The sequence below is a fragment of the Pseudomonas sp. LBUM1666 genome, from assembly GCF_059695775.1.
This window is the reverse complement of record NZ_CP166789.1, coordinates 2691136-2706932: the sequence shown is the minus strand read 5'-3', so window position 1 is coordinate 2706932 and position 15797 is coordinate 2691136. Positions and strand designations below refer to the sequence as shown.

The 15797-nt window shown below is 58.4% G+C and carries 15 protein-coding genes and 2 pseudogenes; 5 read left to right on the top strand and 12 right to left on the bottom strand.

Annotation, left to right across the window (positions count from 1 at the left end; genetic code table 11):
- The first annotated feature begins 223 nt into the window (after positions 1-223).
- Complete coding sequence (locus ACA056_RS12365) at positions 224-1321, top strand: polyamine ABC transporter substrate-binding protein (RefSeq protein WP_497273075.1); 1098 nt, start codon at positions 224-226, stop codon at positions 1319-1321.
- 253 nt (positions 1322-1574) lie between these two features.
- On the opposite strand, the gene thpR is transcribed toward ACA056_RS12365, so the two are convergent.
- Positions 1575-2114: an RNA 2',3'-cyclic phosphodiesterase gene (gene thpR / locus ACA056_RS12360; RefSeq protein ID WP_497273073.1), complete on the bottom strand. Its 540-nt coding sequence runs from the start codon at positions 2112-2114 to the stop codon at positions 1575-1577.
- A 60-nt stretch (positions 2115-2174) separates the two neighbouring features.
- Between thpR and ACA056_RS12355 the strand changes: the two genes are divergently transcribed.
- Entirely contained in the window at positions 2175-2369 is a 195-nt protein-coding gene (locus ACA056_RS12355; RefSeq protein ID WP_033056474.1) for a hypothetical protein, read from the top strand.
- A 14-nt stretch (positions 2370-2383) separates the two neighbouring features.
- Here the strand turns inward: ACA056_RS12355 and ACA056_RS12350 are convergent, their stop codons facing one another.
- Positions 2384-2737, bottom strand: coding sequence for a DUF1428 domain-containing protein (locus tag ACA056_RS12350; RefSeq protein WP_497273071.1), 354 nt, complete (start codon positions 2735-2737; stop codon positions 2384-2386).
- Between the two features lie 15 nt (positions 2738-2752).
- On the bottom strand, positions 2753-3820 hold the full coding sequence (locus tag ACA056_RS12345) for a hypothetical protein (protein WP_497273069.1): 1068 nt from the start codon (positions 3818-3820) through the stop codon (positions 2753-2755).
- A gap of 424 nt (positions 3821-4244) precedes the next feature.
- On the opposite strand from ACA056_RS12345, the gene ACA056_RS12340 reads away from it, so the two are divergent.
- Positions 4245-4505 carry a hypothetical protein gene (locus ACA056_RS12340; protein WP_497273067.1) on the top strand — a complete coding sequence of 87 codons (261 nt, stop codon included), beginning with the start codon at positions 4245-4247 and terminating at the stop codon, positions 4503-4505.
- Here the strand turns inward: ACA056_RS12340 and ACA056_RS12335 are convergent.
- From ACA056_RS12335 to ACA056_RS12310, 6 genes are all read right to left on the bottom strand, one after another.
- The gene (locus ACA056_RS12335; RefSeq protein ID WP_497273065.1) at positions 4477-5424 is read right to left on the bottom strand and encodes an NAD-dependent epimerase/dehydratase family protein; all 948 of its coding nucleotides are present in this window, start codon (positions 5422-5424) and stop codon (positions 4477-4479) included. The genes ACA056_RS12340 and ACA056_RS12335 overlap by 29 nt on opposite strands.
- A 3-nt stretch (positions 5425-5427) precedes the next feature.
- The gene (locus ACA056_RS12330; RefSeq protein ID WP_497273063.1) at positions 5428-6543 is read right to left on the bottom strand and encodes an HlyD family secretion protein; all 1116 of its coding nucleotides are present in this window, start codon (positions 6541-6543) and stop codon (positions 5428-5430) included.
- Between the two features lie 6 nt (positions 6544-6549).
- Entirely contained in the window at positions 6550-7398 is an 849-nt protein-coding gene (locus ACA056_RS12325) for a hypothetical protein (RefSeq protein ID WP_497273061.1), read from the bottom strand.
- A 2-nt stretch (positions 7399-7400) separates the two neighbouring features.
- Positions 7401-8717 (bottom strand): glycosyltransferase family 2 protein, encoded by a 1317-nt coding sequence (locus ACA056_RS12320; RefSeq protein ID WP_497273059.1) that lies wholly within the window; start codon positions 8715-8717, stop codon positions 7401-7403.
- Positions 8718-8734: 17 nt separating this feature from the next.
- Positions 8735-10072 carry a TackOD1 domain-containing metal-binding protein gene (locus ACA056_RS12315; protein WP_497273057.1) on the bottom strand — a complete coding sequence of 446 codons (1338 nt, stop codon included), beginning with the start codon at positions 10070-10072 and terminating at the stop codon, positions 8735-8737.
- Between the two features lie 535 nt (positions 10073-10607).
- Positions 10608-11498: a LysR family transcriptional regulator gene (locus ACA056_RS12310; protein ID WP_497273055.1), complete on the bottom strand. Its 891-nt coding sequence runs from the start codon at positions 11496-11498 to the stop codon at positions 10608-10610.
- A gap of 134 nt (positions 11499-11632) precedes the next feature.
- Between ACA056_RS12310 and ACA056_RS12305 the strand changes: the two genes are divergently transcribed.
- A complete protein-coding gene (locus ACA056_RS12305; protein ID WP_497273053.1) occupies positions 11633-13063 on the top strand; it encodes an MFS transporter in 1431 nt (476 codons plus the stop codon).
- A gap of 13 nt (positions 13064-13076) precedes the next feature.
- On the opposite strand, the gene ACA056_RS12300 is transcribed toward ACA056_RS12305, so the two are convergent.
- Together ACA056_RS12300 and ACA056_RS12295 are read right to left on the bottom strand one after the other, a co-directional pair.
- A complete protein-coding gene (locus tag ACA056_RS12300; protein ID WP_497273051.1) occupies positions 13077-13517 on the bottom strand; it encodes a cupin domain-containing protein in 441 nt (146 codons plus the stop codon).
- A 514-nt stretch (positions 13518-14031) separates the two neighbouring features.
- Positions 14032-14193: pseudogene (locus tag ACA056_RS12295) on the bottom strand (sugar phosphate isomerase/epimerase); the annotation flags it as partial.
- Here ACA056_RS12295 and ACA056_RS12290 point away from each other — a divergent pair.
- Positions 14180-14281, top strand: a pseudogene (locus tag ACA056_RS12290) (rhizopine-binding protein); the annotation flags it as partial. The pseudogenes ACA056_RS12295 and ACA056_RS12290 overlap by 14 nt on opposite strands.
- A gap of 53 nt (positions 14282-14334) precedes the next feature.
- Here ACA056_RS12290 and ACA056_RS12285 read toward each other — a convergent pair.
- Positions 14335-15738 (bottom strand): MFS transporter, encoded by a 1404-nt coding sequence (locus ACA056_RS12285; protein WP_497273049.1) that lies wholly within the window; start codon positions 15736-15738, stop codon positions 14335-14337.
- Positions 15739-15797: the final 59 nt, after the last annotated feature.

Genomic DNA, 15797 nt, shown 5'->3' with positions numbered 1-15797 from the left:
TATCCCCGTTCGGCTGCGCAGCAGTCGTAAAACCAGTGAATGCGGTGAACCTGATACACCGCGGTTGCAGGTTTTAGGGCCGCTTCGCAGCCCAACGGGGATAAATCCCCTCGCCACAGGTTTTGGGTTTACTCCACATGTTCTGTGTTTACTGCACAGGTTTTGTGTTCACTGCATTTTTTGCTGTGTGATTTTGAATAAAAAGAGAAATGGAGTTGTACCGATGAAAATGTTTGGCAGGACTCTGCTGACACTGTCCTTATTGGGCGCAATGGCTACCGGCGCCCAGGCCAATGACAAGGTACTGCGCGTCTACAACTGGTCGGATTACATCGCCCCGGACACCGTCAAGAAGTTCGAAGACGAGACCGGCATCCGCGTGACCTACGATGTGTTCGACAGCAATGAAACCCTTGAGGCACGGCTGCTCGCCGGCAAATCCGGCTACGACATCGTCGTGCCGTCCAACAGTTTCCTGGCCAAGCAGATCAAGGCTGGCGTCTATCAGGAACTGGACAAGTCGAAGCTGCCGAACTGGAAAAACCTCAATCCGGTGCTGCTGAAAAATGCTGCCGCCAGCGACCCGGATAACGGCCACGCCTTCCCGTACATGTGGGGCTCGATCGGCATCGGCTTCAACCCGGAGAAGGTCAAGGAAGTGCTCGGCAGCAACGCGCCGACCAATTCCTGGGACCTGCTGTTCAAACCGGAAAACGCCGCGAAGCTGAAAGCCTGCGGCATCAGTTTCCTTGATTCGCCCACTGAAATGCTCCCGGCCGCCCTGCACTATCTGGGTTACCCGGTGAACTCGCAGAGCAAGGATCAGATCGCCGAAGCTGAAGCGCTGTTCATGAAGATTCGGCCGTCGGTGGCGTACTTCCATTCGTCGAAATACATCTCGGACCTGGCCAACGGCAACATCTGCGTGGCGGTCGGTTATTCCGGTGACGTGCTGCAAGCCAAGGCGCGCGCCCAAGAAGCGGGCGATAAGGTGAAGATCGATTACAGCATTCCCAAGGAAGGCGCGGGCAGTTTCTACGACATGGTCGCTATCCCTCGGGACGCGGCGAACGTGGAAAACGCCTACCTGTTTATGAACTTCCTGATGCGCCCGGACATCATCGCCGAGATCACCAACAACATCGGCTACAGCAACGCCAACGCGGCGGCCACGCCTTTGGTGGATGAAGCGATTCGGGATGATCCGGGGTCGTATCCGTCGCAGGCTGTGATGGCGACGTTGTATGCCATTCCGGATATGCCGATTGGTGTTCAGCGGGTGATGACCCGCGGGTGGACGCGGGTGAAGCTCGGTAAGTAATTCACTCGAAGCCGCCATCGCGAGCAGGCTCGCTCCCACAGGGGATCAGCGTCGTTCACAAATCTGTGCTCCACCACAGACCACTGTGGGAGCGAGCTTGCTCGCGATGAGGCCATAACATCCAACATCAAAATTGCTGCTTACTGTTTTCCGTTCACGCAGCGCCTTACCACCGCTGCACCTCTCTCCAGAACGGCCTCACCTGGCTTCCTCGGTTAAGGTGAATTTGGGCGCCCTCCTCGGGCGCCTTTTTTTATGAGGGAACGAGCGGCCACTCGGCCAGCGCTCGGTAGCGACCCTTATGGGATTCGAACAGGGTGAAGTGATCGGCCCGCAGATAGAACTCGGGCGGCGTCGCGGACTCTGGCACCGGCACCCGGTAATCACGCATCAGCGTCAGATGCGGCCGAAACTCCTTCGGCGAGTCCTCAAACCCGAACGGCAGCATTGCCTGCTCAAGCGCATAAACCAACCGAAGCAACTCCGGTGATGCCTGCTCTGGAGCGAGCACCAACACCCCTGCCCTGCGCCAGACATCCAGCCGATCAAGCGCAACCCTCAAAGGCACACCCGGTGTTCGAATATTGGCGGCGGCCGTGCAGATATCGGCAATCTGCGCCACCTCGACAGCGCCCAAAAACATCAACGTCAGATGAAAGTTCTCCACCGGCACCGGGCGTCCGCTCCTGAGCCCAAGTGCGCTGCGCCATTGGGCAATGGCCCGACGTTGCTCGGGTGTGCAGTTCAGGGCAAAAAACAGTCGTTTTAACGGCTCATGGGATTCGTCGCTCATATCTGGCACCTCCTGACATCCAAGTTATAGTTCATGCAAACGATTCAACTGGAGGGGGCCATGCGAGAGATCATCAGCAAGGAACCGTGGTGGGCTGTGCCACCGAAACCCGGTCAGGATGAGTCCGAGCTGGAATGGGGCTGGCTGGTTCATTACAACGAAGGTGAGCCGCGCTTCGAGTTCATCAAAGAGCGGCCGACGGATAGCGAGATTCGTAATCGCAAGAGTTGCAGGATCACCCCGACGCCGGAGTGATCCTGTCGTTGGTTTCAGGCTTTTACGATCATTTCGAACCCGCCAAAGATCAGCCTCTGGCCATCGAACGGCATCGGGTTGACGTCTGGCTGCATGCGCGGATCGGTCATGAGTTTCTCCATGCCGTCATCGCGTGTGGTCTTGTCGGGCCAGATGATCCAGGAAAACACCACGGTTTCGTCTTCCTTGAGTTTTACCGCCATTGGAAACGAGGTCACTTTGCCGTCAGGGACGTCGTCACCCCAGCATTCGGCGACGCTGAGGGCGCCGCTTTCCTTGAAAATGACAGCGGCGGTTTCGGCGTGTTTCTTGAATTTTTCGCGGTTGGCGGTGGGTACCGCTGCGATGAAGCCATCAACGTAGGACATGGTCGTTCTCCTTGGTTATGGGGTGATCTGCTGGTTAGTCGATTCCGTCGGCCCCCAATCGACAGATCCGCTGCCCGAACTGACCGACGGTACTTCGGCGCTCCCCGCCAGATTGCCCTCGATCTGCGCCGCCAAGTACAACGTACCGGCCATCACGCCGGTGGTCGGGTTCTGCACCAGCTTCAGCCAGGCCTTGTCGAACGTGTTACCCAGACTGCTGCGAATCAGTGCCTCGCTGTCAGGCCGGTCATTGGCCTGGATAATCGCGCGAATCCCCGCCACACCCACGGAAATCAAGCCCCCGGCCAATTTGCCCGCAGCAGCGGCCACTGCACTGGCCGCACCTCGCGGGACCATTTCGGCTTCCATCCGTTGGCTGGCGCGCTTGGCCACCGGCGCCATGGCGGTATCTGTCGAATCAACCCCCTTCTCACCGCCGGCCTTGTGGATCTTCTCGATCAGCGCCGCGTAGGCCGGCAAGGTGTTCAGCGGCTGGGTGTGCACGACCTGATAGAGCGAGGCGTCGCGGGCAGGCGGTGGCCCCAGGGCAATCGCCGGGATTTTCTGGATCCGCCCGTTGAGCTGAGCCATGGGCACTCCGTGGCGCTGGGAGATTTTCTGCAGTTCTTCCTGAAGAATGTCCACGTAGAACGCCGTTGCCAGGCCGAGAATCGCGTCGGGATCGATCTCCACCGCGACCGGTGCCAGCACACGCTCTTGGTATTGCTCCAGCAGATAGGCTGCCAGGCGCTTGGCCGAGGCATCCTGCTCTCCCTTGGCGCTGAGGGTGTACCAGCTGACCTTCATCGACAGCCATTCCTGGGTCCAGTAACTGCTGAACCACGGAATAAAGTTCTCTTCGGTCAGTTGATAAACCCGCGTTCGCCAGTAGTCCATGGCACCGCGCGCGTAGATTTTGGTCTGCTCGGTGGCCGATTGCGACGCCGCAACAATCTCCTGGTCCACCATCTGCCAGGTGCTTTGGGAAACAATCACCGGCACCACTTCCACCGGGGCACGCACAGGCGTGGCGCATCCCGCCAGCACCACCAACACGGCGACGATCAGCGAACGCAGGTTCAAGATCGCGGTTCCTACAGACTTGCCCGAACGGGATGTCCGGTGTTCAAAGGCCTATTAATTTGAGTATAGGTGTCGGTGTTTGTTCGCTTGGGATTGAGGTGTTCTTCAGGCCGCCTTCGCGAGCAGGCTCGCTCCCACATTTAACCGAGTTCTCCCGGAAGAATGCGGTCCAATGTGGGAGCGAGCCTGCTCGCGAAGGGGCCGGAACAGTCGGCGATGATCCCACCATCACTTATGTCGATATTCACCATCGCCGCGAATGCCTTCCGCTCAAAAACCGTCAGCGTAGGATCAGCCTTAACTCAACGCAAAACCCCGCATCGGAGGGGCGAATCATGATTATCCATCTCCTGACCTGCCTGGCCCTGACGGCCGTCACACTGAGCGTTTTTTCCTGGTACGTCCTGTCCGAGGAGCGCACGTCATGATTCACTCCGTGACTCTGGCCGTGAGCTTTGCGGTGTTCGGCAGTAACTACTATTCCCAGTCATTCATTTCCCGCAAAACGTTCGAACTGGTGTTCGACAAAAACTTCGAGGCGTTGCTGATGCCGTCGGCCGCCAATCACTTCAACAATGAAGTGATCGGGCTTAATGATCAGTTCCGGTTCCTGAACGATGTGCTGGAGGAGCACCTGCTGGCGACTGAGCTCGCCGCTACCGCCCCCCGGAATCAATACTTCTGAGCAGTTGACCCAGACCCTCGGTAAAACAGGTCGGTGAGTTCAAGGAAAAACGCTCAAGCAGGCGACTGTTGTCGGCGCGTGAATGTTTGATATCACCGGAACGCGCCGCGTCGTGGTTCAACGTCACGGGTCGTCCCAGGAGTTCGCTTAACGTCGCCACGAGTTCGTTAACGCTGGTGGATCGGTTAAACCCGACATTGACCGGTTCGATAATCGGCTCCGACTCACCGACCGCCTGTACCAGGACCTTTACGAGGTCATCGACGTAAACAAAATCCCTTGTTTGCTCCCCATCACCGTAAACCGTGATGGGGAGTTTTTTTTGCGCCCTCTCGCTGAAAATGCTGATGACACCGGAATAAGGCGATGAAGGGTCCTGACGGGGTCCGTAAATATTGAAAAACCGCAGAATGACCGGTTCGAGACCGTATTGGCGTCGGTAGAAATCGAGGAAATGTTCGCTGGCCAGCTTGTCGGCGGCATACGGGGTCAGCGGATTCTTGGGCGTGTCCTCGGTAATCGCCATGCCCTCGCCATTGTTGCCATAGATCGCCGCACTGGACGCGTAAACCACTCGTCTTACGCCGGCCTGACGCATGGCTTCGCAGACATTCAGCGTACCGATGAAGTTGCTTTGGTGAGTCGCGACCGGGTCATCGACCGACGCCTGCACCGAGGCCACCGCCGCCAGATGCACCACCGCGCTGCAGTCTTTCATCGCGCGCTCCACCGTCGGCGCGTCGGCGACATCCCCCACTACCAAGGTCAAATGGCAGCGATCAATCGGCAAGTTCGACAATTTTCCACTGGAAAGATCGTCCAGTACCCGAACGCTATAACCGCTTTCAAGCAGTGCTTCGACCAGGTGCGAACCGATGAAACCGGCACCGCCCGTCACAAGAATTCGATCAGCAGTCATGATTTATTTACTCCCCTGTGCGGTAGTGGGTGTTCGATCCATTGCAATGAAGTCGCCTAATTGCTCGATGAGTTCACGGCTGTTACTGAGCATTTGTTCCCAGTCGGTGGGAAAGCGCACATTCAACGGCAGTTGATCGATTCTCCAGCGCGGCGACAGAGGGCGATCAAACCGGGCGGCGACCTGCAAGCCCATCTCGCTGGCAGCGAATGGCCCGCGCAACACCGTCGGCGTGCGACCGGCGCTGTCGACGGCCTGGACAACATGGGCCGCCAACCACTCGCCATCGGGCATGCGAACGCGCAGCGGCTGGCCAATCGCGGCGTAGCTGATATTCAGCGGTTCCAGATAAATCCACAGCAGGGGCTCTTCACCCCGCTCAAGGCGCATCAACAACGTACCGGCGCCGACGTTTTCGCCGGGCGAGACCAACACCTCCGCAATTCGACCGCTCTGCGTTGCCTTGACCGACAATGCGGCGAGGCGCGTCTTCAACCACTGTTGCTCGGCGACCTGCTGAATAATCTCGCGCTCAACGCTCAACGGCGACTGACGAGCCAGTTGTTCGCGGCGCTCGAACGCCAACAGGTCTGCTTTAAAAGCGTCGAGTTCGGACTGGGCGGCCAGCACTTCTCCACGAGAGACGGCGCCTGATAAAACGAGGTCCTCAAGCACCTGCACGCGCTCCTCCGTCCTGCTCACTCGGGTCCTGAGCAACTGACGCTCCCTCGTGTCCAGTTTGGTGTTGGTGGCGGGCACCGTTTTGGTCGGCATCGCGGCGAGCTGCGAGAGCCGCGCACGCCATTCGGGATTGTCGAGACTGACCAACGGCTGATCGATCTGGACCTGTTCACCGGCCATGACAAAAAGGTGATCGACCCGTCCGGCATCCCGCGCGCGCACCTCAAGAATTGGCAGGCGCAATTGCGCCGGTGCGTCGATCATCAACATGCCGTAAGCCAGCTTCCCTCCCAGCCAGATCAAGGGGCTCGCGACCAGGAACAGGATCAAATACCAACGCACGCGAAACGCCATGCGTTTGCCCGGCGCGTAGAGCACAGTCAAACCCTGTTCCTGGGTGGGGTTCAGTTCTTTGCGACTGTCGAATCGAATCTTCATGACGGCTCACCGTTTTGGAAAGTCTCGCCAGGCTTGCCAGTCAATGCCGGCAATCCCCCGTGGTTGCAGCTGTTCGCGCCAGACACTGGTCTGGTGCTGCAACTGCTCAGGTGACGCGCCGGCCCAGGATTCTGTGGCATCCAGTTGCGGCTCCGTGCTTTGCGCCAGGCGAAACTGCAGATCGGGCCAGCGTTGGGCGATCTGCTCTGCCATTCGTGCGCTATTTTTCGGGTTACGGGTGTAGATCATCAGGCTGACCTGACGCACGCCCGCTTCGGGAAGCGCGCACGGCAGACAGGTTTTTCCGGGTTTTACCTCAGCGAACCAACGATGGTGGCTGGAGATTTCTACCGGCCATGGGCTGGCTGCGGAGGCTGCGCGCAGGGTATCGAGCAAGTCCTTCAAGCGCTGATCAGGGACCGGCACGCCCAGTTGTTCGAGTTCCAGGTCCAGGTGCAGGCTGGTGAATGAAAGCCCCTTCAGCTTCGCCAGTAAGTCGGTGAGCTGATGGCGTTCCTGCGGCTCGATCCAGGCCGGATCGCCAAGCAACAGGCTGACTTGCACCCCCTTGCCGGCCGCGTCCCGCAACAATTGCTCCAGCCGTTGGCGTGTCGTGGCAAGGTCTTTCAACTGGGAGGACTTGAGGCCAAGGTAGATCTTGTCCATCCCGGCTTTACGCAGTTGCTCGAGCTCCGCCTTACGTTGATCGGGATCGAGCAACGCTTCGCTGTCCCAGACATAACTGGCCTGGGACCATTGGCTCGACGGCGCCCCCACCGCCGGAGCCGGCAGGGGTTGTGCGGCCAGTAACGTGGGGGGCAACGACAGCGTCAGCAGCAGAAGTATCGATCGCATAATCAAAACCTCGTGGCTCGTTTAAGCACCCACCACGGTGCCATAGAGCTTTCTTCGTGGCCCCGGCGAAAGATCTCGTTGAGCATGGCCACTGCGCTCCAGCACCGCAGGAGTAGCATGAACAGAGGAAAGAAAGGCACCAACAACCCCAGGACGATGTCCTTTGCAGGTCGGTCGGACACCATCACCAACATGGCGCCGAACAACATCGCGGTGATCGTCAGGTACAGCGCATAGATCAGTACAAACAGAAACAACAGCGTCTTGCCCGGCAGAACAAATAACGCCAGCAAGGTGTAGCTGAAGATGAGAAACGGCAGCACCAGCTGAAAAAAGAAGCCGCTGAGCAGGATCATCAGAAAGGTCGGCCAGCCCAACAAGTTGGGGTTGATGTTGTGGTTGTGCTTTCTGATGTACAGAAAAAACAGGTCGCCATCCCAGCGCAGGCGCTGCATCAGAAACTGACTGAGCGTCGACGGGGCATCGGTGTGTCCAATCGCTTCCGGCTCGAAGGGAATCCTCAAGTCGTGTCGCTTGAAGTAACTCTTGATGCGCAACGTCAGGTCCAGATCCTCCGCGGTGTGCGTGTTCCAGCCACCGATTTTCACCAGAAAGCTGCGACGGAATGCCCCGAAGGCCCCCGAGACGTTATTGACCAGGTTCCATTCGGCCAGACCGATTTTCGACATGTGGATGGATAACAGGTATTCCAGCGCCTGCATCGCAGTCACCCAGGACGCCCAGACATTGCGCACTCGCAGGCTACCGGCGACCGCAGGCACCGACGGGTCCTCGAAATGGCGCACGATGGAGCTGACCATGTTGTTGTCGAAGGACGTGTCGCCATCGAGCGCCATCACGATTTCACCGCTGGCAAGCGACAGGCCGGCGTTCAATGAAGACACCCGTCCGCCCCTCTGCCATTTGGCGATCGGGCGCAAATGACGCCTGGGGTACAACTGCGGATCCACGTTAAAACTGCGCACAGCGCTGAGCGTCGGCTGGTTCACCGTGGCCCCGTCCACCACCGGAATCATCTCGATGTGGCCGGGATAGGTCTGCTCGCACAGGCTTAACAGCGTGGTCTGAACATCCATCCCTTCGCTGTAGCAGGTAATGATGCAAGAGACCTTGGGCCGATAGACACTGATCTTCGGCACCCGGGTGCGCCGACGTGTGAACCAGCGCAACACACCCAGCATCACCATGATCATCAGGGGTAATTCAAAGATCAGAAACAACGGAAAAAGCATGAAAAACAACCGGCTCAAACCATCCGGCCCCATGAGCCCGCTGAGTGCGTTGAGGAGTTGCTCCATTAAAGGGCTCATGGCGGTCAAGCCAACTCACTGGCCAAACGGGCCAGTAGTAGTTCGCCATCTTCTTGTTCGAGAAGATCGTGGGGCGCCGTGATGCTGACGACACGCAGGGAAATATCGCTGACCTCCGGTGCTGAAAACAACTCGGCGACCCGGCTCAAGCGTTGCTTGACGGTCTCCAGTCCCTTGCCATCGGTATGGGGAAGCATGATCCAGAAGTACTCTTCGGTACTTCGAGAGCAGCGGTCTGTTTCCCTGACGGTTTCCTTCAAACGATCAGCCACGCTATCGATGAAGGCATGGCCATGGTGTTCACCCAGGCGAGTCAACGTACCGGCCAGGTTGACGAAGCGCAGACCGAGCAATGAGAAGGCAGGCGACTGGTAGCGGCGTACGACCTGCATCTGCCAGGTCAGCAGGTCATAGAAATCCTTGCCGCCCAACAGATTGAGTCGACCGAAGTGATGAACTGTTTGATCGCTGAACTCCTGACGGCAGCGGAAACGGCCGGCCTCGGCCAGTCGGAAATCTCTGACTTCGCGTACTCGCAACTTGTCCGGCGTGTGTGACAGGCCGCAATCCAGGCAGCGCGCCTGCACTTCGGCATCGACAAAAAACGCCTGACATGACCGACAGCGATAGTTCTCCATCGGGCGGTCGTAATCACTGCCGATGTGGCGCAACCGGTTCAAGCAGTTGGGGCACAACAACACCCCGTCTTTGAGAAAGGATTCCTGTGGCCCCACATGCCCACAGGTAAAGCAGTGCAATGAAGGCTGCCGTGAAATGTCCAGGGCCTGACATTCGGCACACACATCAATGTAATTGAGCCGGCCCGAGCCACACTCCGAACACAGGCGAACGCGATCGACCAGAACCCCCTCCTCCAGCCAGTCCTGTTGCACCATCAAACTGAGCCAGACAAACGAATTGACCTGCTCGTTATCAGCCAGGGCATCCAGCAACGGATAGCGATAATGCTGAGGCACCTCCGGGTCTCGAAGGGCATAGATGTGGGCGTTGTCGCGCAACCACAACCATGAAAGCACCCGACTTTCAAAACGCTCGGGGGCAGAACCCCGTTTGAACAACCTGTAGCGTTCTTGCCACACCCCCCAGAAGGTTCTTATTTCGCTGGATTCGACAGGGCACGCGCCATCACCCAAGGCTTCGCACCAGCCGTTCTGATCACGGCAACAGTAAATGAGGCTGTAGCGATATGGGTGAATGGTGCGCAACTTGCGAAGCACCCGCCCGGAATAAACCGCAGGCAGGTCCAGCAGCACGACATCAAATGCGGGTGCAGCCAACAAGCTGCCCAGATCGGCGAAGTGCTCAAGCTCCGGAAGATTCAAGCTTGGAACTCTATTACCCAGTATCGCAATCCGTGGATTTGGAGTCGGCATGACGCATGGCCTCTGCAGACAGACAAGTACGGTTAAAAGGAGTTAGAAACACTAGCACCGCATCGGAAATGCGTCAGTATTATTATGAAGTTATTTTTCTGATATATCGGTCGCCAATATTTCGCCATTAGTCTTAATTGGATCCCGACTTGCTGACCGCGCTGCGGCACGACAAAACGCCTAATCACCGCCAAAACATAATCATTTATATTTCATCAGGTTATACACACTAAGTAATTAAAACATTACAACTACGCTCACTACTAGTTAACTGCCACCATTGATAGCGTTGCGCCATTTAGCTGCATTAGCAGTTAATTCCCATTTGCGACAAAGCCTTTCAGCTACCACGTGTATATTAATAAGTTCAAAGTATTTTTATGCCAAAATTACTCACTTATAGAACCAGAATAGTCATGCAAAAGTTACACAAGTGAAACTTCATAGTTTCACTAATGAACATTAGATCAAATCTGACAATTTTTTACTCAGAACAAACCTCTCGAAGGCAACCCCGCAACCAGCGATGCACAGGATCGGCATCCAGCCGCGGATGCCAGAGCATGGCGACGGTGAACGCCGGCAGAGACAACGGCAGTGCAAAGCTGTGCATGCCGGCGCGCAGGCTGGCGGTGTGCCGTTCGGGAACGCTGGCGATCAGATCAGTGGTCCGGGCGAGCGCCAGTGCAGTAGAGAAGCCTGCAACGATTGTTGCTAACTGCCGCTCCAGTCCCAGGAACTCAAGGGATTCATCAATGGGGCCCTTGTCGAGCCCCCGCCGAGAGACACTGATGTGGCTGCCCGCCGCATAACGCGCGGGGGTGATCTCGCCTTTGCTCAAAGGATGCCCGATTCGCACGACACCAATGAAACGGTCCCGAAACAAGCCCTGGGTACGCAACTCCGGCCCAGTGGCCTTCCCCACCACACCCGTTTCCAGATCGACCGTCCCGTCGCGCAGTGACGCGCTGTCTTTGTCTGGTTTATGCATGAAGCGCAGCCGTACGCCAGGGGCTTGCTCGGCGATGCGCGCAATCAGGTCCGCGCCAAAATTCTCGACAAAGCCCTCACTGGTGCGCAGCGTGAACGTGCGGCTCAGCTGCTTGAGGTCGGGTTGCTCGGCAGGCCGAAGGACCGCTTCTGCGTCCTGCACCAGTTGACTGACCCGCTCGCGCAGTTCGAGCGCTCGCGGGGTGGGCACCAGACCCCGTCCGGCCCTGACCAACAGCGGATCGCCGGTGGTTTCACGCAATCGCGCCAATGCCCGGCTCATCGCCGACGGGCTCAGGCGCAAGCGTTTGGCGGCGCGCGCCACGCTGCCTTCGGCGAGCAGCACATCAAGGGTGATCAGCAAGTTGAGGTCGGGAGTGGACATGCAGCGCCCCGCGGCAGAGTGATATGGCGTTGGACGCACGTATCAAGTGCAAACGGTGCGCCTTCCGCCATGTTAGGCCGGGGCGTAGTTTTCTGATAGCTCCGCTTCGGGAGTGGCCAGAAAAGAGGAACAGCATGAAATCAATCAGTGCAGTCGCAGAGCGTGCACAACAGACACCTTCTGTTCGGTGGGCGCTGGCCAGTCTTTCACTGTCGATGCTGCTGTCCTCGCTCGGCACCAGCATCGCCAATGTGGGTTTGCCGACTCTGGCGCAGGTGTTCAACGCCTCCTTCCAGCACGTGCAGTGGATCGTCCTCGCCTACCTTCTCGCCATCACCACCCTGATTGTCAGTGTCGGTCGGCTCGGTGACATCACTGGCCGTCGGCGGCTGCTCTTGACCGGCATCGGCGTGTTCACCCTGGCGTCGGCCCTGTGCGGTTTGGCGCCCACGCTATGGATGCTGATTGGCGCCCGGGCGCTGCAGGGAATCGGTGCGGCAATCATGATGGCGCTGACCATGGCCTTTGTCGGCGAGACGGTGACGAAGGCAAAAACCGGCAGCGCCATGGGCTTGCTCGGGACGATGTCGGCGATTGGCACCGCGATGGGGCCGTCGCTCGGTGGCCTGCTGATTGGCGGGTTCGGCTGGCGGGCGATCTTCTTCATCACCGTGCCGCTGGGCTTGCTGACGCTGGTGCTCGCGCATCGTTACTTGCCCGCCGATCGCCAGAAATCCAAGACCGATCGCGCCGGTTTCGACCCACTGGGCACACTGTTGCTAACGTTGACACTCGCCGCTTATGCGCTGGCGATGACCCTTGGGCGAGGCAGTTTCGGGCCGATCAACATCGCCTTGCTGTTGGCGGCGGGCGGCGGCGCCTGCCTCTTTGTGTTCGCCGAGGCTCGAGTCACCTCACCGTTGATTCGATTGGCGATGTTCCGCGATCCCGTGCTCAGTGGCAGCCTCGCCATGAGCCTGCTCGTCGCGACCGTGATGATGGTGACGCTCGTGGTCGGGCCCTTCTACCTCGCGCATGGGCTGGGGCTCGATGCGGTTCTGGTTGGACTGGTCTTGTCGGTCGGGCCGTTTGTCGCGGCACTGACGGGTGTGCCCGCTGGCCGTATTGCCGACCGCTTTGGCGCCCAACGCATGACCCTCGCCGGGCTCGCGGCAATGGCGACTGGATGCCTCACGCTGTCAGTATTGCCGGAGACGTTCGGCATCGGTGGCTACCTCTTGCCCATGGTCGTGATAACCCTCGGCTATGCCCTGTTCCAGACCGCCAACAACACTGCGGTCATGGCGGATGTTCAGCCGGACCAGCGAGGCGTCATCTCCGGCCTGCTCAACCTGTCGCGCAATCTGGGGCTGATCACGGGGGCGTCAGCCTTGGGCGCGGTGTTCGCGCTCGCAGTGGCCGCTGTCGACCTTGCAACGGCGCGACCCGAAGCGATTGCCAACGGTCTGCGGATCACCTTCGCCGTGGCGCTGGTGTTGATCGCTGTCGCACTGGCCATCGCGCTGGGAAGCCGCGCGATGGCAATGCGTCGTGACCGCCGGTAACCCGATCCCTCGTTTACTTTTCCAGCACGACCAGCGGCGTGTCTTTCTTCACAATGTACGTCGCCAGCTCAGACGCTTTGTTCCCGCCGATATTCTTCGCGACGTGCGCAGTGCCTGCCGGGATGTACAAGGAATCGCCAGCCTTGAGCGTTATCGGTGGTCGTCCTTCGAGCTGATATTCAAACGTGCCCTCGATGACGTGGGCCACTTCTACCCCCGGATGAGAATGCTTGGGGGAGACCACACCCGGTTCGAAATCAACGAGAACCTGGATCACTTCACGCCCGGCGACGTCGAGATCCTGGCGCAGCAGATCGGTGCGGTGTAGACCCGCCTGCCAGTTTTTTCCCGCAGGCGCTTCTTCAGCTTGAGCGAGGCCAGCGAAGGCGGTGAATGCCGCGGCAACGGCGACGCCGAGCATGCCAGCGGAAATACGGTGGTTGAATCGGGACATGGCATTTCTCCAATGGGTGCGCGGAAAGTCGCGCGGAGGTTGCCGCGGATGCGGTGGCTCTATTTGGAGGCCGCCGTGTATCGCGCAAGTGTCGCCAATGCCCTGGTTTTGTATGCGAAGGTAGCTGCAAGTGCGCGGGATACGTTCCGATACAAACGGATCCCGCAGACACGAAAAAGCCCGCACAAGGCGGGCTTTGTAAATCGAGTAGGTGGCCGGTGCTGGTCTCCGGCTTACAAGGTTTATCAGGACTCCCACAGAACAGTTTTGTGCTGTCCTGCTTCACACGGCATAAGGGCTGGATCTCAGCGCGGAGATCTTTCTAACCGTGTACCCTTCGGAACGCGCCCCACGTTTCCTCGCCATCCGCTTGCGCATCAGTCTGCGTCTTCACCTACAACTTCAAGAGTAGTACAAACTCCAAAGCGCAAGGCGGGCTTTTTAGAACGATTTGGCCCTGCGGGAAGCGTGGCAGGATGGAAAAATGCTATCGCCAGTCACGCACCTCTCTGGGTCAAATGACAGGTGCCGTCGCCTGACAGTCATTCCAAACCTTGCGCATCAACTCCTTCCGCATCAACGTCTCGGCCCAGCGATCAGTGATGTCGCCGCCGTCGGCACCCGTAATTGCAAACGGCGGCGGACCGAGCTCACAGGTGAAGGACAGGCTGGCGGGCAAAGGCAACATCGCGATCATCATGGGCGACCAGGCGCAAAACTCCACGCACGACCGTATCGAAGGTGTGAAACAGATGCTCAAGGACTAACAGTTGAATGACCTGCGGACGGGACGTCAGCAGGCCAATCGCGTCGCCGTTTACAAATCGGTGATTTCCTTATGGCGCGGCACCAGCGCCTTCATCACGCTCCACGCCACCAGATAGGCCAGCGCACAGATGGCAAACATGATCATGTAACCGGTATGGATATCGCCGATCAATTTGTAATGGTCGATCACCCAACCGCCGGTCTTGGTCATCACGACGCCGCCCAAGCCGCCGGCCAAACCACCAATGCCGACCACCGACGCGATGGATTTTTGCGGAAACATGTCAGACACAGTGGTGAAGATGTTGCACGACCACGCCTGGTGCGCCGATGCGCCCACGCCGATCAGCAGTACCGGCACCCAGAAACTGATGTAACCGAATGGTTGCGCCAGCAGTACCAGCAGCGGGAAGAAAGCGATCACCAGCATGGCTTTCATACGACCGTTATACGGTGCGTCACCGCGTGACATGAAATAGCTCGGGAACCAGCCGCCGCCGATGCTGCCCACCATGGTCATGCTGTACAGCACGGCCAGCGGCAACACGATGGCCTGGCCCTTCATGCCGTATTGCGCCGACAGATAGGTCGGAAGCCAGAACAGGAAGAACCACCACACGCCGTCGGTCATGAATTTGCCGAAGGCAAAGGCCCAGGTCTGGCGGTAGGTCAGCAATTTGAACCACGATACTTTTTTGGCAGCGGCCCCCGAATCTGTGCCGGTGAGCGCTTGCGCGCCCTGATCGCTGCGGATATAGGCCAACTCTTGCACCGACAGACGTTTTTGCTGCTCCGGTTTTTCGTACAGTGCAATCCACACCGCTACCCAAACGAAGCCCAACGCACCGATCACGATGAACGCTGCTTCCCAGCCCCAAAGGCCGGCAATCAGCGGTACGCAGATCGGTGCCAGGATCGCGCCCACATTGGCGCCGGAGTTGAAGATACCGGTGGCGAAGGAGCGTTCCTTCTTCGGGAAGTATTCGGCGGTAGCCTTGATCGCAATCGGGAAGTTACCCGCTTCGCCGATCGCCAGCACGGCGCGCGACAACATGAAACCTGCGATCGAAACAGGGATGACGGCAAGGCCCAAGGCGCTGCTGATGCCGGCAATGCCCTCGCCCATCGGCTCCGCAAAGGCGTGCATGATCGCGCCGGTCGACCAGATGCAGATCGCTACCACATAGGCCTTCTTGGTGCCGATCCTGTCAACGAAGCGGCCGGCGAACAGCATGGAAATCGCGTACACAAACTGAAAGACAGAGGCGATGTTCGCGTAATCGGTGTTACTCCAGCCAAATTGCGTCGACAGATCCGGAGCCAACAGACTCAGTACCTGGCGGTCCAGGTAATTGACGGTGGTGGCAAAAAACAACAGCGCGCAAATCGTCCAGCGGTACTTGCCGACGGCCTGGCCGATTCGTTGCGGATTGATGGGCTCGTTCAGATTCATGGCATCACTTTATTGTTGGATTATGGTGATGATCTCTCGGTTTCAAGCGAGATCAATTG